This is a genomic window from Actinoplanes sp. NPDC024001, assembly GCF_040638955.1.
GTDB lineage: Bacteria > Actinomycetota > Actinomycetes > Mycobacteriales > Micromonosporaceae > Actinoplanes.
Genome location: NZ_JBEZZB010000002.1, coordinates 182,109 through 204,309 on the forward strand (window position 1 = coordinate 182,109; position 22,201 = coordinate 204,309).

20 protein-coding genes are annotated in these 22,201 nt (G+C 71.6%); 12 read left to right on the plus strand and 8 right to left on the minus strand.

The window, feature by feature from the left end:
* Nucleotides 1-4 precede the first annotated feature (4 nt).
* Nucleotides 5-511 (minus strand): GNAT family N-acetyltransferase, encoded by a 507-nt coding sequence (locus AB0F81_RS01940; RefSeq protein WP_360189379.1) that lies wholly within the window; start codon nucleotides 509-511, stop codon nucleotides 5-7.
* Complete coding sequence (locus tag AB0F81_RS01945; RefSeq protein ID WP_360189382.1) at nucleotides 504-1,052, minus strand: GNAT family N-acetyltransferase; 549 nt, start codon at nucleotides 1,050-1,052, stop codon at nucleotides 504-506. Before AB0F81_RS01945 ends, AB0F81_RS01940 begins: the two co-directional genes overlap by 8 nt.
* Before the next feature lie 62 nt (nucleotides 1,053-1,114).
* Between AB0F81_RS01945 and AB0F81_RS01950 the strand changes: the two genes are divergently transcribed.
* On the plus strand, nucleotides 1,115-2,530 hold the full coding sequence (locus AB0F81_RS01950) for a beta-N-acetylhexosaminidase (RefSeq protein WP_360189385.1): 1,416 nt from the start codon (nucleotides 1,115-1,117) through the stop codon (nucleotides 2,528-2,530).
* Between the two features lie 4 nt (nucleotides 2,531-2,534).
* On the opposite strand, the gene AB0F81_RS01955 is transcribed toward AB0F81_RS01950, so the two are convergent.
* On the minus strand, nucleotides 2,535-3,740 hold the full coding sequence (locus AB0F81_RS01955; protein WP_360189388.1) for a cytochrome P450: 1,206 nt from the start codon (nucleotides 3,738-3,740) through the stop codon (nucleotides 2,535-2,537).
* Nucleotides 3,741-3,829: 89 nt separating this feature from the next.
* Here AB0F81_RS01955 and AB0F81_RS01960 point away from each other — a divergent pair, with 89 nt between their 5' ends.
* Complete coding sequence (locus tag AB0F81_RS01960; protein WP_360189391.1) at nucleotides 3,830-5,677, plus strand: M48 family metalloprotease; 1,848 nt, start codon at nucleotides 3,830-3,832, stop codon at nucleotides 5,675-5,677.
* Nucleotides 5,678-5,837: 160 nt separating this feature from the next.
* Entirely contained in the window at nucleotides 5,838-6,299 is a 462-nt protein-coding gene (locus tag AB0F81_RS01965; protein WP_360189394.1) for a hypothetical protein, read from the plus strand.
* A 55-nt stretch (nucleotides 6,300-6,354) separates the two neighbouring features.
* Here the strand turns inward: AB0F81_RS01965 and AB0F81_RS01970 are convergent, their stop codons facing one another.
* Both AB0F81_RS01970 and AB0F81_RS01975 read right to left on the minus strand, forming a co-directional pair.
* Nucleotides 6,355-7,248 (minus strand): hypothetical protein, encoded by an 894-nt coding sequence (locus AB0F81_RS01970; protein ID WP_360189397.1) that lies wholly within the window; start codon nucleotides 7,246-7,248, stop codon nucleotides 6,355-6,357.
* An 11-nt stretch (nucleotides 7,249-7,259) separates the two neighbouring features.
* Nucleotides 7,260-7,937, minus strand: a complete 678-nt coding sequence (locus tag AB0F81_RS01975) for a hypothetical protein (protein ID WP_360189400.1) — start codon at nucleotides 7,935-7,937, stop codon at nucleotides 7,260-7,262.
* Between the two features lie 306 nt (nucleotides 7,938-8,243).
* Between AB0F81_RS01975 and AB0F81_RS01980 the strand changes: the two genes are divergently transcribed.
* Genes AB0F81_RS01980 through AB0F81_RS01995 form a run of 4 tightly spaced genes read left to right on the plus strand, consistent with a single transcriptional unit; the run spans nucleotide 8,244 to nucleotide 12,321 of the window.
* Entirely contained in the window at nucleotides 8,244-10,946 is a 2,703-nt protein-coding gene (locus AB0F81_RS01980) for a nitrate- and nitrite sensing domain-containing protein (RefSeq protein WP_360189403.1), read from the plus strand.
* Nucleotides 10,943-11,365, plus strand: coding sequence for a roadblock/LC7 domain-containing protein (locus tag AB0F81_RS01985; RefSeq protein ID WP_196419524.1), 423 nt, complete (start codon nucleotides 10,943-10,945; stop codon nucleotides 11,363-11,365). The genes AB0F81_RS01980 and AB0F81_RS01985 overlap by 4 nt, the downstream gene beginning before the upstream one ends.
* On the plus strand, nucleotides 11,355-11,741 hold the full coding sequence (locus AB0F81_RS01990; protein ID WP_360189406.1) for a DUF742 domain-containing protein: 387 nt from the start codon (nucleotides 11,355-11,357) through the stop codon (nucleotides 11,739-11,741). Before AB0F81_RS01985 ends, AB0F81_RS01990 begins: the two co-directional genes overlap by 11 nt.
* Nucleotides 11,722-12,321, plus strand: a complete 600-nt coding sequence (locus AB0F81_RS01995; protein WP_328466106.1) for an ATP/GTP-binding protein — start codon at nucleotides 11,722-11,724, stop codon at nucleotides 12,319-12,321. Before AB0F81_RS01990 ends, AB0F81_RS01995 begins: the two co-directional genes overlap by 20 nt.
* Nucleotide 12,322: 1 nt before the next feature.
* Here AB0F81_RS01995 and AB0F81_RS02000 read toward each other — a convergent pair whose 3' ends face one another.
* Both AB0F81_RS02000 and AB0F81_RS02005 read right to left on the minus strand, forming a co-directional pair.
* The gene (locus AB0F81_RS02000; protein WP_360189410.1) at nucleotides 12,323-13,384 is read right to left on the minus strand and encodes a LacI family DNA-binding transcriptional regulator; all 1,062 of its coding nucleotides are present in this window, start codon (nucleotides 13,382-13,384) and stop codon (nucleotides 12,323-12,325) included.
* Nucleotides 13,385-13,480: 96 nt separating this feature from the next.
* Nucleotides 13,481-13,672 carry a hypothetical protein gene (locus AB0F81_RS02005; RefSeq protein WP_360189413.1) on the minus strand — a complete coding sequence of 64 codons (192 nt, stop codon included), beginning with the start codon at nucleotides 13,670-13,672 and terminating at the stop codon, nucleotides 13,481-13,483.
* A 91-nt stretch (nucleotides 13,673-13,763) separates the two neighbouring features.
* On the opposite strand from AB0F81_RS02005, the gene AB0F81_RS02010 reads away from it, so the two are divergent.
* Both AB0F81_RS02010 and AB0F81_RS02015 read left to right on the plus strand, forming a co-directional pair.
* The gene (locus AB0F81_RS02010) at nucleotides 13,764-14,822 is read left to right on the plus strand and encodes a lactonase family protein (RefSeq protein WP_360189416.1); all 1,059 of its coding nucleotides are present in this window, start codon (nucleotides 13,764-13,766) and stop codon (nucleotides 14,820-14,822) included.
* A 247-nt stretch (nucleotides 14,823-15,069) separates the two neighbouring features.
* Complete coding sequence (locus AB0F81_RS02015; RefSeq protein WP_360189419.1) at nucleotides 15,070-16,779, plus strand: substrate-binding domain-containing protein; 1,710 nt, start codon at nucleotides 15,070-15,072, stop codon at nucleotides 16,777-16,779.
* Between the two features lie 59 nt (nucleotides 16,780-16,838).
* Here AB0F81_RS02015 and AB0F81_RS02020 read toward each other — a convergent pair whose 3' ends face one another.
* Nucleotides 16,839-17,921 carry an ROK family transcriptional regulator gene (locus AB0F81_RS02020; protein WP_360189422.1) on the minus strand — a complete coding sequence of 361 codons (1,083 nt, stop codon included), beginning with the start codon at nucleotides 17,919-17,921 and terminating at the stop codon, nucleotides 16,839-16,841.
* A gap of 113 nt (nucleotides 17,922-18,034) precedes the next feature.
* Between AB0F81_RS02020 and xylA the strand changes: the two genes are divergently transcribed.
* The 3 genes from xylA to AB0F81_RS02035 all read left to right on the plus strand — a co-directional run bounded on the left by xylA (nucleotide 18,035) and on the right by AB0F81_RS02035 (nucleotide 22,199).
* A complete protein-coding gene (gene xylA / locus AB0F81_RS02025) occupies nucleotides 18,035-19,219 on the plus strand; it encodes a xylose isomerase (RefSeq protein WP_360189424.1) in 1,185 nt (394 codons plus the stop codon).
* Nucleotides 19,220-19,224: 5 nt separating this feature from the next.
* Complete coding sequence (xylB, locus tag AB0F81_RS02030) at nucleotides 19,225-20,625, plus strand: xylulokinase (protein WP_360189426.1); 1,401 nt, start codon at nucleotides 19,225-19,227, stop codon at nucleotides 20,623-20,625.
* A gap of 143 nt (nucleotides 20,626-20,768) precedes the next feature.
* On the plus strand, nucleotides 20,769-22,199 hold the full coding sequence (locus AB0F81_RS02035; RefSeq protein WP_360189429.1) for a pectinesterase family protein: 1,431 nt from the start codon (nucleotides 20,769-20,771) through the stop codon (nucleotides 22,197-22,199).
* Nucleotides 22,200-22,201: the final 2 nt, after the last annotated feature.

Sequence of the window (22,201 nt, forward strand, 5' to 3'; positions counted from 1 at the left end):
CGGTTCAGATCGGGCGGCGCAGCAGCCAGGACCAGTAGTCCTCGGCGTCGGTCGTGCCGTAGGCCTTGCGCCGGCGTTCCCGGGTGAAGCCGCGCGCCTCGTAGAACGGGATGCCCTGCTCGTTGCCGTCGAGCGCGGCCACCCACATCTCGGTGGCGCCGAGATCGCGCAGCTGCGCGGTGACCCGGTCCAGCAGCAGGGTGCCCAGGCCACGGCCGCGCAGGCCCGGCTCCAGGTAGAGGGTGAACAGCTCACCGGAACCGGGTGCGACGATGCCGCCGGCGGCGAAGCCGAGCACCCGCCCGTCCTCCTCGGCCACCTGGTAGCCGAGCCAGTCCGGCGGCGCGGCGGCGATCGCCTTGCCGACCCGTTCGGGCCGGTAGAACTCGGCGAGCATCCGGTCCAGATAGTCGCTGCTGACCAGCCCGGTGTACGCGGCGTGATAGGCGCGGGCGCAGATGTCGCAGATGATCTCGACGTCGTCGTCCCGGGCGGCGCGAACCTCAACCATGCGCGGAGGATAGGGCCCTTTGCCGGATATGGTCGTCGTGCCACTCGGTGCCGACCAGGAACCGTTTCACTCCGGTGATCTCGAACCCGTGCTTCGCGTAGAACTTCGCCGCCCGCACGTTCCTCTGGTTCACGCCGAGCCAGCAGGTCTCGGCGCCGGTCCGGGCGGCCGCGTCCAGCGTCGCGGTCATCAGCGCGTGGGCGAGACCGCTGCCGTGCCGTTCCGGCAGCAGATAGAACTTGCTCAGCTCGATGCTGGTCTTCTCGTCCACCACGGCGGCGACGTCCGGGTCGGTGATCGGCCCGCGCACCAGCATCGAATAGCCGGCCGGCTGATCATCCGCGGACACGATGACGATGATCCGGTCCGGGTCGGCGAGGTAGCGGGCGAAACTCGGCACGGACAGGTGGGTGGCGATGAAGGCGTCGATGTCCGTTTGTGCCGTCCCCGGCGGGCAGGCCAGCCCGAAGGTCCGCGCCGCCAGGTCGTGCAGCGACGTCTCGTCGCCTATCCGGCCCTGTCGGGTTTCATGGGTTGGCATAGGTCTTCCGCCGCCGGGCCAGCACGGTGATCGTCATGGAGAAACAGTTTAGAGTGTTCAGAGTGCGCGCTCAGACGAAGCAGCTCAGCGATGTGATCCCCCTGCCGGCCTCGGTGCGGCCGGTTCCGGCCGCAAATTTCACGATCACTCCCGGTACGGCGGTGAACGCGGCTCCCGGCACCACGGGTGTCGCCGCCCACCTCGGCCTGCCGCTCGCCGCGGACGGACCGATCCGGCTCCGGCTGGACGAGGCCCTGCCGGCCGAGGGCTACCGGCTGGAGATCGCGGCCGATTCGGTCACGCTCTCCGGTGGTTCTCCGCAGGGGCTGTTCTGGGGTGTCCAGACGCTGCGCCAGCTCGGTGACGAGCTGCCGGGCGGGGTGATCGAGGACGAGCCGCGGTTCTCCTACCGCGGGGCGATGCTCGACCTGGCCCGGCACTTCTTCACGGCCGCCGAGATCAAGGCGCACATCGACCTGCTCGTCCAGTTCAAGATCAATCACCTGCACCTGCATCTCACCGACGACCAGGGCTGGCGTCTGGAGATCCCGGCCTGGCCGCGGCTCACCGAGGTCAGTGGTGGCGCGGGCACGGGTGTCGACGGGTCCGGGCCGGGGTTCCTCACCCTGGCCGAGTACGCGGACGTGGTCGCGTACGCCACCGACCGGTTCGTCACCGTCGTGCCGGAGATCGACATGCCGGGGCACGTGAACGCCGCGCAGGTGGCGTACCCGGAACTGACCGCCGACGGGCAGCCGGTGGCGCCGCGCACCGACGCCGAGGTGGGGTACAGCTCGCTGGTCGCCGGCATGGAGGAGACCTACGCCTTCGTCGAGGACGTGATCAGGACGGTCGCCGACCTGACTCCCGGGCCCTACCTGCATATCGGTGGCGACGAGTGCCTGTCCACGCCGCCGGAGGACTACCGCACCTTCCTCACGCGGGTGCTGCCGCTGCCCGGCAAGTACGGCAAGCGGGCGATCGGCTGGCACGAGATCGCCGCGGCCGAGCTGCCGGAGACCGCGGTCGTCCAGTACTGGCGTATCGAGGGCGACGAGCCGAACGTGGCCCGCGCCGCCGCGGCCGGCCGGCAGATCATCATGGCGCCCGCCGACCGCACCTACCTCGACATGAAGTACGACGCGGACACCCGGCTCGGCCTGGATTGGGCCGGGCATCTGAGCGTCGAGCGGGCCTACGACTGGGATCCGGCGGACCGGCTGCCCGGCGTGGACGAGAAGTCGCTGATCGGGGTGGAGGCGCCGCTCTGGTCGGAGACGCTGCGCAGTGTGGCCGACGTGCAGTACCTGACCTTCCCCCGCCTGCCGGCCGTGGCCGAGGTGGCCTGGTCGCCGCAGGGCAGCCGGGACTGGGAGTCGTTCCGCGCCCGGCTCGCCGCCTTCGGGCCGCGCTGGGACGCCGCCGGCGTCGCCTACCACCGCTCACCCGAGATCGACTGGCCCGGCCGCACCGTCTGAGGCGTCAGGGGAGGACTATCCGGATGCGGGAGCGGGGGAGGGCGGGGACCCGGCTCAGGTCGATGTCGGTGTTCTGCGGCGGCAGGTAGTAGTCCAGAGCGGCCAGCCGCTGCACCAGCGTCCCCAGCACCGCGATGGTGATCTTCTCGCCCGGGCACCGATGGCCGGTCCGCGGATCACCACCACCCTGCGGGATCAGGTCGAAGTCGCCGATCTCGCGGCCCAGGAAACGTTCCGGGCGGAACGCGTACGGCTCCTCCCACAGATCCGGATCGTGGTGCTGACCGTAGACGTCGAGCAGCACCATCGTCCCGGCCGGGATCGGCTCGCCCTGGAAGAACAGGTCGCGAACCGCCCGGCCACCGAGGAACGGCGCGAACGGGTAGAACCGGCGCACCTCGTGCACGAACGCCCGGGTGTACTCGTCGTCGCCGTCACGCAGCCGGAATCCGTGCCGCGGCCACCGGTCGAGCGCGTGCGCCGCGAACGCCACGAACCACGCCACCGCCGTGGTCGGCCGGATGATGTTGAGCAGTTCCACGGCGGCGGTCCGCGGATCCAGCAGGCCCTGTTCGTCGGTGTGGTGCGCGACGACCGACAGCGGACTCTCGGACGGCGGCTTCCGGCGTACCTCTGCAATGATCTTTGAAAGCCGGTGCTCCTGCCGCCGCCGCGCGGCCAGAGCCCGCGCCGCGCGCGGGCCGGCGGTGGCGAAGCCGTCCACCATCGCCACCAGATCCCGGGCCAGCGTGGTCACCTCGCGGTCGCTCAGCGGTACGCCGGCCCAGCGCGTCACCGCCCGCGCGATGATCCGCGCCACCTCGTCGAAGAGCACGAGCGGTGTGTCGCGGGGCCACCCGGCAGACGCCTCGTCGAACGCCTCACCGGCGAGTTTCGCCAGCGTGTCGATGCCGTCGCCGAGCAGCAGACCGGTGAACAGCGCCTTGCGGTGCCGGTGCGCCGCGCCGTCCAGGGTGTGCACGGCACCCGCGCCGAAGAGGGTGTGCACCACCAGACCGGGCAGCGCGGTGTGCCGCTCCAGGTTCCCGGCGCCGTAGAAGAACTGCGCCGCGGACGGTCCGCTGATGCCGATCGCCGGCTGTCCCATGACGCGGGTCAGCACCGGGCCGCCACGGGCGCGGCGGCGCAGATCCGGCAGCCACGCGTACCCCTTGAGGGCGACGGCGAAGGTCTGATCGAGGTCGGCCATATCGCTCGTATATCCCGCTGCGCGGGCGCGAAACGGTCGCGCCGGGTTTCGGCCCCTAGGCTGGGGCCGATGTGCGGGAGGAGTACGGCTTGAGCAACGGTGCACGTGCGGCCAGGGCATCGGCCGCGGGCCTGGCCGGTTTCCTGCTCGTGGCGGGGCTGCAGCTGGCCGTGGTGCTGCTGGTTCTGTGGACGGTGTTGACGCTGCTGCCGAGCGAGGTCGCGCTGCGTGCCGGGGTGCCGCTGAGCATCGCCACGTTCGGTGCGGCCGGGTACGCGACCTGGCGCGCCCTGCACACCCGCCGCCGGGTGCCGGCCGGGGTGGCGGTGACCCGCGACGACGCGCCCCGGCTGTGGGAGCTCGCCGACCGGGCCGCCACGGCCGCCGGGGTACGCCCGCCGGACTCGATCACGGTGGTCGCGGATGCCACCGTGGTGCTCGGCGAACGTACCCGGCTGCTCGGCCTGCTCGGCGGCGCCCGCGATCTCTACCTCGGTCTGCCGCTGCTGATCGCGTGGGACCAGGACCGGCTGCGCGCGGTGCTCACCCACGAGCTGGCGCACGGATCGTCCCGGTCCGGCCGGTGGGCGCCGCTCGCGTACCGCGGCCGGGTCGCCGTCGGCCGGATGGTGCCGCGGATCTCCCGGCGCAACCCGGCGGGCGCGCTGTTGCGCGCCTATGCCGGCTGGTACCGGCGGATCGACGCGCCGTTCAGCCGGGAGCACGAGCTGGCCGCCGACCGGATCGCCGCCGAGCACGCCGGGGTGGGGCCGACCGTCGCGGCCCTGCGTGACCTGCCCGCCCTCGCCGGGATGCAGCGGCTCTTCCACGCCGAGTACGTCGGGCCGGGCTGGCAGGCCGGATACGTCCCGGACGACGTCTTCGGCGGGCTGCTGCGGGTGCTGGCCGCCCGGTCCGCCGACCTGTCGCGGCTGCGGGCGCAGGAGCCGGAGCCGTCCGGGCCGTGGGACACCCATCCGCCGCTGGCCGAGCGGCTGGCCGCCCTGACACCCGCGGAACCGGCCGAGCCAACCGCATCGACCGAGCCGGCGGAACCGGCCGAGGACACCCCCGACCTCGTGCCCGACCTGCCGAAACTGGGCCGTGCACTGCAGGACGTGGCGTTCCCGCCGGGCGAGCGCACCGTCGTCTCCTGGGACGAGTTCCTCAGCCTGGCGCGCACCGCCGAGATGGAACGCGAGGCCGAGGCCGCACTGGCCACCGTCTCCCGGGCGGTGGGCTCTGCCGTGTCCGGTCCGGAGCAGGTCCTGGACCTCGCCGGCGACGGCCGGCTGCGCGAGGCGGCCGGCACGATCTTCCCGGGTGGCACGCCGGAGGAGACCACCGCACGCATCGTCGACCTGCTCGGCCTGATGCTCGCTCTCGCCGCGTTGCGCAGCGGGGTCGTCCGGTGGCGGCACAGCTGGACCGGGGCGGCCGAGGTGGTCGGTGCCGACGGCGCGTACCTGAACCTCGCCGAACTGGCCGCGGCCGCCGCGGACCCGGCCACGGTCGCCTCGGTCCGGGAGTATCTGGAGAAGATCGGCGTCGACCTGGCCGCACCCGCCGGCGCCGTCGCGCCGGCCCGCGCCCAGGCACTCGGCGGTCTGGTCAACCTCACCGCCGACGGCGAGCGCACCGATCTGCTGATCACCGACCTGGGCCTGCACCTGGTGCCCGGTCTGCCCCGCGGCCGGACGGCCGAGGCCCGCCGCCGACTGGCCCGGTTCGCGACCGCGCCGGTCGAGGGGAGCCGGTTCCTGCCCTTCGCCGACGTGGCGTCGATCACCGCGCTCTCCGGCCGCCGCCGGGGCTGGGTGCTCGACCTGCGGGACGGTGGAAGCGTCACCCTGCGGCCGGCTTTCGACACCGAGGAACTGCCCGGTGGCTGGTCAGCGTGGGAGGACGCGGTGGCCTTCCTGGCCGGAACCCGCTGAGCGCCGCGCGGCCCGCAGTCTCATCCACGACGGATGAGCAACCGTTACGTCACTTTGGGTCACAATAACCTCAGCGGTTGTTGGCTTCGGTGCCATCCGAAATGGGTAGCAGCAGTCCCGGAGGCGCGCGACGATCGTCTCGTAGCGGGGGAGGGCACTCATGGAACGAGGTCCACTGACGCTGTTCGGGGCCATCGTCGCCATCGGGGTCGGCCCCGCACTCTGGCTCGGCGCCCAGCTGGGCGCGGTGAACGTCGCGCCCGGCGAGCGGCCGTCCACGGTCGGCGAGCAGTTCCCGGACACCGGTGCCGAGGTCGACTTCGGCGGGGTCGGTGCGGGCGCGGCGCCGGAGACCACCGAGCCGGCAGCGCGGCACACGGTTCCAGCGATCATTTCGCGTACGACGAAGCCCACCCGTTCCGCGCCGGCCGACCCGCCGGTGCGGGTTTCGCGGTCCGCGTCGGCGAGCCCGTCCGTCCCGGCGTCCTCCGCACCGCCGTCCGTCTCGCCGTCGGCCTCGCCGTCCGTCGAGCTGTCCACCAGCGAACCGGCGACCCCGCCCACCGAGTCGTCCAGCGCGCCGCCCGAGGACCCCGGTCCGTCTGAGCCGCCGCAGAGCTGACCGGCAAGGAAAAAGGGAGCCCACCGGGCTCCCTTTCCGTTGTCGACCGGTGCGGTCAGAGGCCGAGCAGCCGGTCCAGGATGTCCCGGTAACTGCGCAGCTCCACCCGCAGCGCCTCGGTGTCCTCGGTGCCCTTGGAGAGCGAGCCCCGCTGGTCACGCAGCGCGGAGGTGAGCTTGTCGACCGCCTCGTCCACCAGGCCGGCGGCCTCCGCGGTGGCGCCCTTCGGGTCGTCGACGAAACGCAGCTGCACGTCACGCCAGCGTTCCCGCAGGGCCTGAGTGTCGGCGGTGGGGAAGAACGGCGCCGGCCCGGCCGGTGCCGCCATGGCCGCGGCCTCGTCGGCGCGCTCGGCGCGCTCGGCGCCTTCGCGATCCTTATCGGACTCGGCCGGGGTCTCGGCCTCGGTGCGAACCTCGTCCGCGACCTTCGGGTCGTCGAACGTGCCGTGATCCTCCAGGGCGAGGTCGACCGGGGAGTCGTCCTTGTCCTTGTGCGTCTCCGGGTGCGTGGCCGACCCGGTCCACGCGACCTCGTCGTCCGCCGTGCCGGGCTTCTCGGCCGTGGTGGAGCCGAGCGGCACGGTCTTGTCGACGTCGTCGGTCCGGTCGGCGGTGGGGGTGCTGTTCAGCGGCACGGTCCGGTCGTCGGCCACCCCCGACGCGGCGTCGGTGGTGCGGTCGGTGGCCGGCGACGCGGTGTCGTGCGGGCCGGCGGCGGCCGAGGCCGCGACCGCACCACCCACAGTGGACGCGCCGAACGCGGTCGGCTGCGGCGCCGGCTCGTGCACCGGCGGCCGGTCAGGGTCGTCGGCCGCCTCGGCCGGGGCGTGCTGCCACGGCGAACCGGCCCGCTGCGGCGGCACCGCCACCGGTTCCGACTGCACGGTCGAGTCGGCGGGGTCCCGCTCCTCGGCGTTGTCCTTGGCCTCGTTGGAGAAGAAGCGCATCGTGGAGCTCCTCAGCGGCTGGTGGCGTCGGGGCGGGTGCGCGCGACGCCGGGGTCGGTGGCAGTGTCCTCAGTGTCGGTCACGCTACGGCGAGGCGCCGGCGGCGTGGTGTCCTCGGCCGTACTCTCGGCGGTCGGCGCCGGGCTGGTGTGCGCGACCGGGTCCTCACCGAGCAGGTCGGCGAAGAGCGCGCGGTAGTGGACCAGGGCCTGCCGCAGATCCTCGGTCTCGGCCTCGTTGTTCCTGCTGCGCCGGCTGATGTCGTGCGCGGCACGGTAGTGCTCCAGGGTGGCGGCGTGCTCCACGGAGAGGTTGGCGATGCGCTCGTCGTAGTCCCCGGTCGGGTAGCCGCGCTCGGCGATCAGCCGGGTGACCAGCTCGTCAGCGGTCCCGACCGCCTCCTTGGGGTTGTCCACGAAGCGGATCTGCACCTCTTCCCAGGCGGCCGAGTACTTCGAACGGGACTCCGGCGACAGGGGCTTCAGCTCCAGCTGCGCGTGCCGCTTGGTGCGCTCGAGCAGCTCGCGCTCCGCTTCGGTGCGGTTGCCGGTGTCGGCGACCACCCGGTCGTACTCGGGGCCGAAGGTCTGCTGGAGCTTGCGGCGCCGCGCGGCCCGGACACCGAAGGCGATCGCTGCCACGACTAGTAGGACGACGACGATCAGGACGATGGTGACGGTGGCGGACATCAGGTTCCTCCTTCTTCCTCAGGAGGTATTCCCACTTCGTACCGGACACCAATCCCATCACGCACAGTCACGGTGATACGGGTGTCGCATGGCCGACCTGTCCGTAAAAAGATCGGATGCCAATCTGCCAGGACAAACGGTATGGATGCCCAGCATCCGTTACAGCGCGGAACTAGCTGAGACGGACGTCATTACGTATTCTGCCGGAGCGCATGAGTCAGGCGTGACGGCCGTCCCTTTCTGATCGCCCCGTCGCGGCCGGCCAGGCGTTGATCGTTTCCTACCGAACCCCTCGGGCGGAGCCTGATGAGAAGTCACAACTGGTCGATCCGTTCGAAGATCATCGCGATGGTCGCGGTGCCGCTCTCGGCACTGCTCGCGCTCTGGATCTTCGCCACGGTGGTGACTTCGGGTCCGGCTCTCAACCTGCTGGAGGCCCGCGAGGCCGTGCACCGGCTCGGTGACCCGGGGCTGCAATTGATCATGCAGGTTCAGCGCGAACGGCACTTTTCCGCCGCCTACCTGGCCATTCGCGGCGCGAAGGCGGACGATCTGGCACAGCAGCGCGCGGCGACCGATAAGGCGATCACGACTTTCCGCGCGGCCGTCGCCGGCGCCGACCTGAACGACACGGTCCGTGCCGAGGTGGCCGAACTGGACACCAGGCTCACCGACCTGTCGCAGATCCGCGCCCGGATCGACACCCGTGACCTGGACGTGCTCAGCCAGATGGGCTATTTCAACGACGTCGTCGACCTCGGGTTCGACGTCTCCCGGACCGCCGCGGTGTTCTTCAGCGAGCGCGTCGACCGGGAGGTCCGCGGCGTGATCAGCGCCTTCCGCGGCCAGGAGTACCTGAGCCGGGCCGACGCGCTGATGGCGGCGGCCGCCGCGGCCGGGCGCATCGACGCCGAGTCGCGCCGCTCCCTGATGGAGAGTCTGAGCACCTCGCGGTACCTGCTCGAGGCGGGCGTCGCCGACATGCCGGTCGAGGTGCAGGGCGACTTCGCCAAGCTGCTGATGAGCCCGACCCTGCTGGAACTCACCCGGATGCAGAGCGTGCTGATCGGGGACAGCTACATCGGCGGTCCGACACCGATCTCGGGCGCCCAGTGGCAGCCGGTCTACGACCAGGCGACCCAGGACCTGACCGCCTTCCAGCTGCGGGCCGTCGAGCAGATCGCCGAGGACGCCACCCCGCTGGCCGCGAGCGTGCTGCTCTGGCTGGCCGTCGCCGGCCTGCTCGGCCTGCTCGCCCTGGTGCTCTCGGTGCTGGTCTCGGTGCGGTTCGGCCGCTCGATCGTCGGCCGCCTCATCCGGCTGCGGCGCGAGGCGCTGGAGATGGCCTCCGAGCGGCTGCCCTCGGTGGTCCGGCGCCTGCAGCGCGGCGAGGCCGTCGACGTCGACGTCGAGACACCCCCGCTGGAGTACGGCCTGGACGAGATCGGCCAGCTCGGTCACGCGTTCAACGACGTTCAGCGTACGGCCGTGCAGTCCGCCGTCGAGGAGGCGAACGTCCGGCGCGGCATCAACGAGGTGTTCCTCAACATCGCCCGCCGTAGCCAGACGCTGCTGCACCGTCAGCTCTCCCTGCTGGACCGGATGGAGCGCCGGGAGACCGAGCCGCAGGAGCTGGAGGACCTGTACCGGGTCGACCACCTCGCCACCCGGATGCGGCGGCACGCCGAGGACCTGGTCATCCTGGCCGGCGCGGCGCCCGGCCGAGGCTGGCGCAACCCGGTGCCGGTGATCGACGTCGTCCGTGGCGCGATCAGTGAGGTGGAGGAGTACAAGCGGGTCGACATCCGCTCGGTGAACTCGTCCGCGCTGGTCGGCCGGGCCGTCGGTGACGTGATCCACCTGCTCGCCGAGCTGATCGAGAACGCTGCGTCGTTCTCCCCGCCGCACACCCGGGTCCAGGTCGTCGGCCAGGTGCTGCCGAACGGCTATGCGATCGAGATCGAGGACCGCGGCCTCGGCATGACCCCGGAGGCGATCGAGGAGGCGAACCGGCGGCTCGCCGAGCCGCCGGACTTCGACCCGACCGACAGCGCCCGGCTCGGCCTGTTCGTGGTGGCGCAGCTGGCGAACCGGCACCAGATCCGGGTGTCGCTGCGGACCTCCGGTTACGGCGGCGTGACCGCCATCGTGCTGATCCCGGGCGACCTGGTGACCGCCGCGCCCGGCCCGGTCCTGCCGGCCGGCCCCGGCGGCTCGCCCGACCGCGGCCTGAACAGCCCGCTGGTGGGTTCCGGCAGCGACGACCCGGCCCGGAACTCGCTGGCCGCGCTGCAGTGGTCCGGCACCGAGAAGCTGCAACAGGTCACGGTGGCCGGACGGCGCGGCGACGACGGGGCGATGACCCCGGAGCGGGTGTCCGACGGGACCGGGCTGCACCGGGCCACCGGTGAGATCAGCGGCCCGTCGCCGAGCGTGGTCGCTGCCGAGCTGAGCGCCGAGGGCCTGGTCCAGCGCCGGCGGGCCCGCCGCAAGGGCGCGCACTCCGCCGAGCCGGCGCCGCTCGACGCGATCCCGGCGCCGCGTGCGGTCCCGCGGAACTCGGCGCCCGCGGCCTCGGCCCCCACGCTGCCGATGCCGGAGAAGGCGCCGGCCGCCGAGCCGATCACTGACGACGAGCCGGACAGCGGTGTGCTCGACGGGCTGCCGCGGCGGGTCCGCCAGGCGAGCCTCGCCCCGCAGTTGCGGCAGCCGACCGTGCAGCCGGAGGCGACCGCTCCGGCCCGCTCGCCGGAGCAGGTCCGCTCACTGATGAGCGCCCTGCAGATGGGCACGAACCGGGGCCGGGTCGACGCCTCCCGGGCGGCGACCGGTGAGGCGCCCGAGATCCCGCTCGGGGACGAAAGGTCCGCTGCGGCTACCGTCAGCTTCCCGGCCCTCGTCGATGTCGCGACGGCACGGGACAACGCACCATCCGGGACCGATGCGGGCGCGGCCGGCGACCGCGCCGCGGGTCCCGGCGAGAACCTCAGGCTGGAGAAGGACGCATAGTGGCAACGACGAAGCAGAGCGCGAACCTCACCTGGCTCCTCGACGACCTCGTCGAACGGGTGCCAACCGCGCAGCAGGCGGTGGTCCTCTCGGCCGACGGGCTCATGCTGGGCTGTTCCGCGGCGATGAGCCGGGAGGACGCCGAGCACCTCTCGGCCATGGCGGCCGGGTTCCAGAGCCTGGCCAAGGGCGCGAGCCGGCACTTCCGGGCCGGTCAGGTCCGCCAGACGGTGGTGGAGATGGAGGAGGCCTTCCTCTTCGTCACGGCCGCCGGGCAGGGCGCCTGCCTGGCCGTGCTCGCCTCCGCCGACGCCGACCTGGGCCTGATCGCCTACGAGATGGCGATGCTGGTGACCCGGGTCGGACAGATCATGAGCGCGCCGGAGCGGACGGTCCTCGCACCGTCCGATGCCCTCTGAGCAGCCGCGGGTGAACCACGACTGGCTGGACAACGACGCCGGGCCGGTGGTCCGGCCGTACGCGATGACCCAGGGCCGGGTCGCCCCGTCCGACGGCGACTTCGACCTGGTCGCGTTCGTCGTGGCCACCGTCCCCGACATGCCCCTCGGGCCGCAGTTGCAACCTGAGCACCACGCCATCGTGGCTGCCGCGTGGGAGCCGATCTCCGTGGTTGAATTGGCGTCCCAACTGGACCTCTCCATCGGCGTGGTCCGGGTGCTCCTGGGTGATCTCCGAACCGCGGGGCTCATCTCGCTGTACGAACCTCCGGCGGCCACGCAGCCGCACGACGTCGACGTACTCAAGGCGGTTGTCAATGGACTCCGTGCGCTCTGACCGCAACGGCGGCTCGTCGCGCATCCCGGTCGCACTCAAGATCCTCATCGCTGGTGGGTTCGGCGCGGGCAAGACGACGATGGTCGGATCCGTCAGTGAGATCCGGCCACTCCAGACCGAGGAGATCCTCACCGGCGCCGAGGGTGCGGATGACGTCTCCGGTGTGGAGGGCAAGACCACCACGACGGTGACCATGGACTTCGGCCGGATCACCATCACCGAGGATCTGCAGCTCTACCTGTTCGGCACGCCCGGCCAGGACCGGTTCTGGTTCCTCTGGGACGAGCTGTCGCAGGGTGCGCTCGGTGCGGTGGTGCTGGCCGACACCCGCCGGCTGGCCGACTGCTTCCCGTCGATCGACTACTTCGAGCAGCGGGGCACGCCGTTCGTGGTGGCGGTGAACTGCTTCGACACCCAGAACCGGTTCGCGCCGGAGGCGGTGGCCCGTGCCCTCGACCTGGACCCGGGCGTGCCGGTGGTCCTCTTCGACGCCCGTGACCAGGTGGCGGCCCGCAACGTGCTGATCGAGCTGGTGGAGTATGTGGCCCGGCGTCAGCTGACCTCCGCCGGCCGCCGCTGACTCAGGCCGGCGCCGGCCCGGTGCTGCCGCGCACCACCAGGGTGGCCGGGAGCCGGACGTGCGGCACCGGCCCCGCGGGCTCGCCGGTGCGGGCCCGCCGGATCGCCTCGGTGAGCGCGGCCGCCGCGACCCGGCCCTTCTCCTCGACGTCCTGATGCACGGTGGTCAGCGGCGGGTGCAGCTGCGCCGCCAGGGGGCCGTCGTCGAAGCCGACCACCGACAGGTCGTCCGGCACCCGCAACCCCAGGTCGTCGGCGGCCTGGAGCACGCCGACCGCGGTGCCGTCGGAGAAGCACAGGACGGCGGTCGGGCGGTCGGCCCGCTCCAGCAGGGCGCGGGCGTCCCGGCGTACGTCCTGGGTCCGCTCGATGGGGTGACGGATCACCACCGGCTCGACCCCCGCGGGTTTCAGCGCGTCGAACCAGCCGAGCCGCCGCTGGTGGGAGGCGTGTCCCTCGATGAGGTCGTCCGCGTCGGTGATGAAGCCGTACTGCCCGTGCTGGCCGTTCATCGCGATGGCGATCCGGCGGTGACCGAGGTCGAGCAGATGCTGGGCGGCCGCCCGGGCGCCCTCCCGGTCGGCGATGTTGACCGAGGCCACGTCGTCGGCCGGGTCCTGGTCGACGAAGACCATCGGGAGTTTGCGCCGGCGCAGCCAGGACACGGCCGGTGAGGTGGGGTCGCAGGAGTAGACCAGGGCCCCGTCGATCGCCACGTCCCGGGCCGGCACCAGCAGGTCCGAACCGGACGAGGTGAGCAGCGTGATGGCGAGGCCGGTGGGCGCGAGCTCCTCGGCGATCGCACCGAGGAAGCCGCCGGCCACCAGGTCGGTGAAGGCGTAGCGCAGCGAGTCGGTGAGCAGGATGCCGACCGCGCCGGTGGTGCCCCTGGCGAGGGCCCGGGCGGTCGGGTCGGGCCCGACGTAGCCGAGGTCCTGGGCGGCGGAGAGGATCCGCTCGCGCAGTGCGGGGGAGAGCTGATCGGGGCGGGAGAAAGCGTTGGACACCGTCATCCGGCTCACGCCGACCCGGTCGGCGATGGTCTGCAAGGTCACCCTGGGCACCGGATCACCGTTCCTTTCCGCTGCCCCACACCGTAGCGCCGGGATCGCCTCCCACCGGACGGTGGTGGGAGGCGATCCCGGCGGATCCAGTGATGTCTAGGCCGGGCGGTGCCCGGCGGGAGCGACCGCCACGGCCGCCCGGTAGAGCACGCGCGACAGCGACAACCGCAGGCGCGGGGTACGGCCCGCGCGTTCCGTCTCGACGACGACCGGGGCGTCCGGCCGGGCACTGTGGACCTCGCGGGTCACGTCCTGGACCCCGCGGAGGTACGCGGCGGGCAGTTCCATGGCATCCTCCTCGGCTCCTTCTCTGTACCGGTACAGTAACCCGCGTCTTCTGTACCGGTCAAGAAACGCCGCTCCCCGTAGGATCAGCCTCATGGGTTCCAGTGCTGAATACGTCTTCGTCGGCTGCTACACGGGAGACAAGGGAGGCGAGGGCGACGGCATCACGCTGTTGCGCCGTGACCCGGCCACCGGGGAGCTGACCCGGCTCGGCCTCGCGGCACGCACCCCGTCACCCTCGTTCCTGGCGCAGCACCCCACGCTCCCGGTGCTCTACGCGGTGAACGAGCTGCACGAGGGCACGATCACCGCCTTCGCGGTCGCGCCGGACTGCTCGCTCATCCCGCTGGCCGTGCAGCCGACCGGCGGCGCCGACCCGTGCCACCTGGCCGTCACCGGGGACGGCCGGCACCTGGTCGTGGCCAACTACAGCAGCGGGTCGGTCACCGTCTTCCCGCTGGACGCCGACGGTGTGCCGGGCGTCCGCAGCGATCTGCTCACGCTGACCGGCTCCGGGCCGGACGCCGAGCGCCAGGAGGGGCCGCACGCCCACCAGGTCGTCCCCGAGCCGAACGGCGCCGACGTGCTCATCTCCGACCTCGGCTCCGATCGGGTGTGGCGGTCCCGGCTGGACCCGATCTCCGGCCGGCTGGGCCCGGCGGAGCCGGCGGTCGAGGCGAAACCCGGCACCGGCCCGCGCCATCTGGTGTGGTCGGGCGACGGGGCCCTGATCCTGGCCGGCGAGCTCGCTGCGAACCTGTCCTGGTACCGGCCGGCCGGCGGCCCGCGGTTGGAGCCTCGGGGCGAGGTCGCGTCCAGCACGCTGCCCGGGCCGGTGCACCCGTCGGAGGTGACGGTCCGGCGCGACGGCCGTTTCGTCTATGTGGCGAACCGGGGACCGGACACCGTTTCCGCCTTCTCCTGGGACGGCGAAACGGCGACGCTGATTGCCGAAGTGCCCACCGGTGGCACGTGGCCGAGGCATATGACTCTCATCGGCGATCACCTCTACGTAGCCAATGAGCGCTCACACAACGTAACCATATTCCGGGTCGATCCCGAGACCGGAATTCCCGGTTCGCAGGGCGAGCCGACCGGTGAGCCGAGTCCCACCTGCCTGCTCCGGTGGAGCTCGTCGATGATCAGGCCATAGGCAAGATCGGTCAGACGGGACGTCCGTGATCTTTGCGGTTAAATCCGGCGTCTCCGGCGCTGGCGTCGCCACCGTTCGAGACCGAGTAACTACGCTGGGTGTTCCCTAGATCGGGAAAAGCCAATCTGAGTAACTTTCGTCCGAACGTATATGGCATTCAGCTTCGGAGATGCGCACTATGGAGCGCGTGTCTGGCCGCCATCGTAGGAACTTCAACTCGAAGGGAGCCGGCGTCGTCGGAGGTGCGATGGCGATAGTCGTCGTTATTTCCGGCGCGTGGCTCACCTATCAACAGTTCGCCGACTCCGGTTGTACCGGATCGGTGCGACTGTCCGTAGCCGCTGCGCCCGAGATCGCGCCGGCGGTCAAGCAGGTCGCCGACCAGTGGAGCCAGAACGGCGCCGAGGTCGGTGGGACCTGTATTGCCGTCGACGTCGCCGATCAGAGCGCGGCCACCGTGGCCGGCGCGGTCTCGCGCGAGCACTCGGCGACCCTCGTCGGCCTGGGTACCGGATTCGAGTCGGTGCAGGTGCCCGACGTCTGGATCCCGGACTCGTCGACCTGGCTGCTGCGCCTGCGCAACGACGCCTCCGGCTTCAACCCATCCAAGATCGTCCCGATCGCGCAGAGCCCGCTCGTGGTCGCCATGCCCGAGCCGATCGCGCAGAAGGTCGGCTGGGCGGGCAAGAAGCTGTCCTGGAACACGCTGCTCGCGCAGTTCAACTCCGAGACGCCGCTGCAGGTCGGCATCGTCGACCCGTCCCGCGACGCGTCCGGGCTGGTGAGCCTGCTCGCGATCAGCCAGGCGGCGACCGCCAGCGGTGAGGGTGGCGCCGAGCGGCGGGTCCAGGCGCTGCGGACGCTCGCCGAGCGTGACTCGAAGGTCCGCCAGGAGCTGCTGGAGCGCTTCCCGAAGGCGGCCACCGAGGACGAGCTGGCCGGTGGCCTCAGCGCCGCGCCGCTCTCCGAGGAGGCGGTGGTGACGTACAACGCCAAGCAGCCCGCGGTGCGGCTCAGCGCTCTCTACGTGGACCCGAGCCCGACGGCGCTCGACTACCCGTACTCGATCATGCCGCAGGTGGTGGACCAGCAGAAGGCGGCCGCCGCGCAGGGCTTGCTCGACCAGCTGACCAGCAGCGCGGCCAAGGAAGCGCTCGGCAATGCCGGCCTGCGTGCCGCGGACGGGACGTACGGTTCGACCTTCAAGGCGCCGCTCGGCGCCCCGCAGGCCTCGCCGGCGATCACCCCGTCGGCCGGCAAGCCGGGCAGCGGCGGGACCGCCGCCTCCGGTGTGGACGGCGCCGCGCTCAGCAGTGTCGTCGGTAGCTGGATCGCGACCACCCTGCCCGGCCGGGCACTGGCGGTCTTCGACGTCTCCGGTTCGATGTCCGAACCGGTGCCGACCGCCAACGGCCTGAGCAAGGCGAAGGTCACCCAGCAGGCGGCCCGCTCCGGTCTCGCGCTCTTCGGTGACGACTGGCAGGTCGGTGTCTGGCGGTTCGCCACCAACCTGGACGGCGAGCTGCCCTACAAGCAGCTGGAGCGCATCCAGCCGTTGACCGTCGCGCGGGACCGCCTGGACCAGTCGATCAACAGGCTGGACCCGGTCGAGGGTGGCGGCACCGGCCTCTACAACACGGTGCTGGCCGCGTACAAGCACGTGAAGGACGGTTACCAGGGCGGCCGGATCAACTCGGTCATCCTCTTCACCGACGGCGAGGACGACAACGCGAACGGCCTCACCCGGGCACAGTTGCTCGCTGCTCTGAAGAAGGAGTACGACCCGAAGAAGCCGGTCCGGCTCGTGCTGATCGGCATCGGCGACAAGGTCAGCAAGGAAGAGCTGCAGGCCATCGAGGGTGCGGTGGAAGGCGCTGGTTCGTTCTTCGCCGAGGACCCGACGAAGATCACCCAGATCTTCGCCCAGGCGATCGGTCAGCGCACCGCCACGAAGTAACCCGTCACAGACACACCAGGCGGCCCCCGTTCTCGCGAGAGGACGGGGGCCGTTCTGCGTCAGCCGGCCCGGCGCAGCCAGGCGGCCGGGTCGTCGCGCACCGAGCGGATGACGGTGTCGGCTGCGCCGCGCATGGCGGCGTCCGCGCCGAGGGTGGCCGGGCGCAGCGTCACCGGGGCGAGCCCGGCGGTGAGCACCCGGCGGTGGAGCTCGGCCTCGATCCCCGGGCGCAGCCGGGGGAAGAACGGGGCGTAGGCGCCGCCGAGCACGATCGCCGGCACGTCCAGCAGGTTGACCACGGCGGACAGCGCGATCCCGAGGGCCTGGGCGGCCAGGGGCTCGTCGGTGGCGAGGGACTCCTGCCCCGCGTACTGCTCCAGGCAGCCGTGCGCGCCGCAGCGGCAGGGCCGGCCGTCCGGGAAGACGGTCAGGTGCCCGATCTCGCCGCTCCAGCCGCGCACGCCCCGGTAGAGGTCGCCGTCGAGGATCAGGCCGGCGCCGATGCCGATCTCGCCCGACACGTACAGATACGTCGGGTCGCCGCCGGTGACCCGCAGCTCGCCGAGAGCGGCCAGGTTGGCCTCGTTGTCCACGGTGATCGGCAGGTCGGCCAGCTCGGGAACCTCGCGCAGCAGCGCCGGGGCGTCCACGTCCTGCCAGCCGAGGTTGGGCGCCACCCGGATCAGGCCGTCGGCGGTGACCAGGCCGGGGACGGCGAGCGCGGCGCCGGCGATGATCAGCCCGTCGGCCTCGGCGGCGAGCCGGGCCCGGGCGGCGAGCGCGCCGAGCGCAGCGAGGGAGCCCTCGGCGCCGGCCGGCCGCTGGTCGGCGTGCTCCACGAAGCGCTGCCGGACCGCGCCGGTCAGGTCGACCACGCAGGCGGCCAGATAGTCGACGTTGATCTCCAGGCCCAGCCCGGCCGGGCCGGCCGAGGTGAGCGCGAGCCCGACGGCGGGCCGGCCGGCGCCGGTGCGCGGGGGCGGGTCGAGTTCGGTCAGCAGCCCGCCGGCGACCAGATCGTCGACGAGGGCGGAGACGGTGGCCCGGGTGAGCCCGGTGGCGGCGGCAATCGCCGCCCGAGATGGCCGATCTGCGCTGTTCGCCACGGTGTGCAGGACCAGCGCGAGATTATGGGCTCGCACGCTGGCCTGGCGCACTGGCGTCGTGGGGCCGCTCAACACGCCCTTGACAGTGCCACACGCGGGCCAAATAATTCAACCAATAAACAAATCCGCCATGTTTCGTGGAGGTAACCGTGGCACTCCAGCCCACCCGTGACGACAAGTTCTCCTTCGGCCTCTGGACCGTCGGCTGGCAGGCCCGTGACCCGTTCGGTGACGCCACCCGCACTGCCCTCGACCCGGTCGAGGCGGTGCACAAGCTCGCCGAGATCGGTGCCTACGGCATCACGTTCCACGACGACGACCTGGTGCCGTTCGGCGCTGACGCGCAGACCCGCGACGGCATCATCGCCGGCTTCAAGAAGGCGCTCGACGAGACCGGCCTGATCGTCCCGATGGTGACCACCAACCTGTTCACCCACCCGGTGTTCAAGGACGGCGGCTTCACCAGCAACGACCGCTCGGTGCGGCGTTACGCGCTGCGCAAGGTGCTGCGCCAGATGGACCTCGGCGCCGAGCTCGGCGCGAAGACCCTGGTCCTCTGGGGCGGCCGCGAGGGCGCGGAGTACGACTCGGCCAAGGACGTGAAGGCCGCGCTCGACCGTTACCGTGAGGCGCTCAACCTGCTCGCGCAGTACTCCGAGGACCGGGGCTACGGCTTCCGCTTCGCCATCGAGCCGAAGCCGAACGAGCCCCGCGGCGACATCCTGCTCCCGACCGCCGGCCACGCCATCGCCTTCACCCAGGAGCTGGAGCGGCCCGAGCTGTTCGGCATCAACCCCGAGGTCGGCCACGAGCAGATGGCCGGGCTCAACTTCACCCAGGGCATCGCCCAGGCGCTGTGGCACAAGAAGCTCTTCCACATCGACCTCAACGGTCAGCACGGCCCGAAGTACGACCAGGACCTGGTCTTCGGCCACGGCGACCTGCTCAGCGCGTTCTCCCTGGTCGACCTGCTGGAGAACGGCCCGGACGGCGGCCCGGCCTACGACGGCCCCCGGCACTTCGACTACAAGCCGTCCCGCACCGAGGACTACGACGGCGTCTGGGAGTCGGCCAAGGCCAACATCCGGATGTACCTGGTGCTCAAGGAGCGGGCCAAGGCGTTCCGCGCCGACCCCGAGGTGCAGGAGGCGCTGGCCGCCTCCAAGGTCGCCGAGCTCGGCACGCCGACCCTCAACCCGGGCGAGACCTACGCCGACCTGCTCGCCGACCGCAGCGCCTTCGAGGACTACGACGCCGACGCCGCCGGTGCCCAGGGCTACGGCTTCGTCCGGCTGAACCAGCTCGCGATCGAGCACCTGCTCGGGGCCCGGTAAAGCCCATGGCACTGGTAGCCGGGATCGACAGCTCGACCCAGTCCTGCAAGGTCGTGATCCGCGACGCCGAGACCGGCGCGCTGGTCCGGCAGGGCCGGGCGAGTCATCCGGACGGCACCGAGGTGCATCCGGATGCCTGGTGGGCCGCGCTGCAGTCGGCGATCGAGGAGGCCGGCGGCCTGGACGACGTGGCCGCCGCCTCGGTCGCCGGACAGCAGCACGGCATGGTCGTGCTCGACGAGAACGGTGAGGTGGTCCGCCCGGCGCTGCTGTGGAACGACACGCGCAGCGCCGGCGCGGCCGCCGACCTGATCGAGGAGCTCGGCGGCGGGGACAAGTGGGCGGACGCGGTCGGCATCGTGCCGGTCGCCAGCTTCACGCTGACGAAGCTGCGCTGGCTGGCCCGCAACGAACCCGCGCTCGCCGACCGCGTCGCTGCCGTCTGCCTGCCGCACGACTGGCTGACCTGGAAGCTGTCGGGATTCACCGACATCGCGGACATCAAGACCGATCGCAGCGACGCCAGCGGCACCCTCTACTGGTCGGCGAAAACCAACGAGTACCGGCAGGACCTGCTGGAACTCGGTTTCGGGCGGCCCCTGATGGTGCCCGAGGTGCTGGGCCCGACCGGCATCGCCGGCCGGCTGCCCAACGGCGCGCCGCTGGGCCCGGGTGCCGGTGACAACGCGGCGGCCGCCCTCGGCACCGGCGCGCTGCCCGGCGACGTGATCGTCTCGATCGGCACGTCCGGAACGGTTTTCGTCTCCTCCGACGTGGCGCCGATCGACCCGAGCGGCACGGTCGCCGGCTTCGCCGACACGACCGGGCGCTTCCTGCCGATCGTGGTGACGCTGAACGCGGCCCGGGTCCTCGACGCGGCGGCGAAGCTGCTCGGCGTCGACCACGAGGAGCTGTCCCGGCTCGCGCTCACCGCTCCGGCGGGTGCGGACGGGCTGGTCCTGGTGCCGTACCTGGAGGGTGAGCGCACCCCGAACCGCCCGGACGCCACCGGCGCGATCCACGGGCTCACCCTGAAGACCTCGGACCCGGCCCACCTGGCCCGGGCCGCCGTCGAGGGCATGCTCTGCGCGCTCGCCGACGGTCTGGACGCGCTGGTCGCGACCGGGGCGACGGCCAACCGGATCGTGCTGGTCGGCGGCGGGGCGCGCAGCGAGGCGGTCCGCCGCATCGCGCCCGCGCTCTTCGGCAAGCCGGTGCTGGTTCCCCCGCCGGGGGAGTATGTGGCCGACGGTGCGGCCCGCCAGGCCGCATGGGTCACCCTGGGCGGTGACGTCGCGCCCACCTGGTCGGCCGAAAACCCCTCGTTGTACGAGGACAGCAGCGTCCCGCTGATCCGGGAGCAGTACGCGGCCGCCCAGCAGGCGGTGCTCGACCGAGTTCGCTGAGTGTTCGGGGACGGCCCGCTGGGGTCGTCCCCGAAATTCTTTCCCACTTCTTGTTGTCGCTCCGCCGCGGCGGCATCTACCTACACGCACAGGAACTCCGGCCCACCCCCTGGCCGGCATCCCCGCATGTAGGAAGGACCGCAGTGGCAGAGAGAAGATCTCGCAAGCGGACGTTGCTCGGCCTGGTGGCCGCGCTCGTCGTGCCGGCCGGACTCGTCGGTTACTCGATGCTGCCGTCGAGCGCGGCGACCGCGCCGACGGCCGGTAACACCTATCAGCTTGTCGTGAAGAAGAGCGGTAAGTGCATCGATGTGCCGGCCGCGTCGAAGGACAACGGTGCCCTGCTGCAGCAGTGGGGTTGTACGGCGAACGCGACGTGGCAGCAGTTCAAGCTGGTGGCGTCGGGCGGCAACTTCCTGCTGCAGAACGTGAACAGCGGTAAGTGTGTCGATGTGCCGTCCGGGTCGAAGACCTCGGGTCAGCAGTTGCAGCAGTGGGGTTGTGCCGGAAGTCAGACCAATCAGCAGTGGAGGCTGGCCGCGTCGGGCACCGACACGTTCCAGATCATCAACGTGAACAGCGGCCTGTGCATCTCGGACCAGGGCGCCTCGACCGCGAACGGCGCGGCGATCATCCAGGAGACCTGCACCGCCAACAGCAACAAGCAGTGGGCCTTCACCCCGGTCTCCGGTGGCACGACCGGCTCCTTCACGGTCGCCGCCGACGGCACCGGGACCTACCGGACCGTGCAGGCGGCGATCGACGCGGTCCCGGCGAACAACACCAGCCGGCGGACCATCACCATCAAGCCCGGCACCTACCGGGAGATCGTCACCATCCCGTCGAACAAGCCGTACGTCACGCTCAAGGGCGGCGGTGACTCGTCCGACGACGTGGTGATCGTCAACAACCACAGCTCGGCCGGCGGTTACGGCACCTCGGGCAGCGCGACGCTCTTCGCCAACGGCAAGGAGCTCAACGCCACCAACCTGACGATCGCCAACGACTACGGCGAGGGCAGCCAGGCGGTGGCGGCGAACCTCAACGCCGACAAACTGGTCTTCGACAACGTCCGGTTCCTCGGCGCCCAGGACACCCTGCTGGTCAACAGCGGCCGCTCGTACGTCAAGAACTCCTACGTGGAGGGCACCGTCGACTTCATCTTCGGCGGCGGGACCGCGGTCTTCAACGCGACCAAGGTCTACCAGAAGCGCAGCACCGGCGGACCGATCACCGCGGCCCGGACCGACGCGGCCAACGCGTACGGCTTCCTGTTCTACCAGTGCACGGTGACCGGCGCGACGAACAACACCACCCAGCTCGGCCGCCCGTGGGGCCCGAACGCGCAGGTGCTTTACCGCGAGACCAGCCTGAGCGCCACCATCAAGACGGCTCAGCCGTGGACCGACATGTCGTCCAACTCGTGGAAGAACGCCCGGTTCCTGGAGTACCGGAACACCGGCTCCGGCGCGACCACCAACAGCAACCGGCCGCAGCTCAGTGACTCGCAGGCCGCCAACTACACCCCGCAGAAGTACCTCGCGGGCTCGGACAACTGGAACCCGGTGGGTTGATC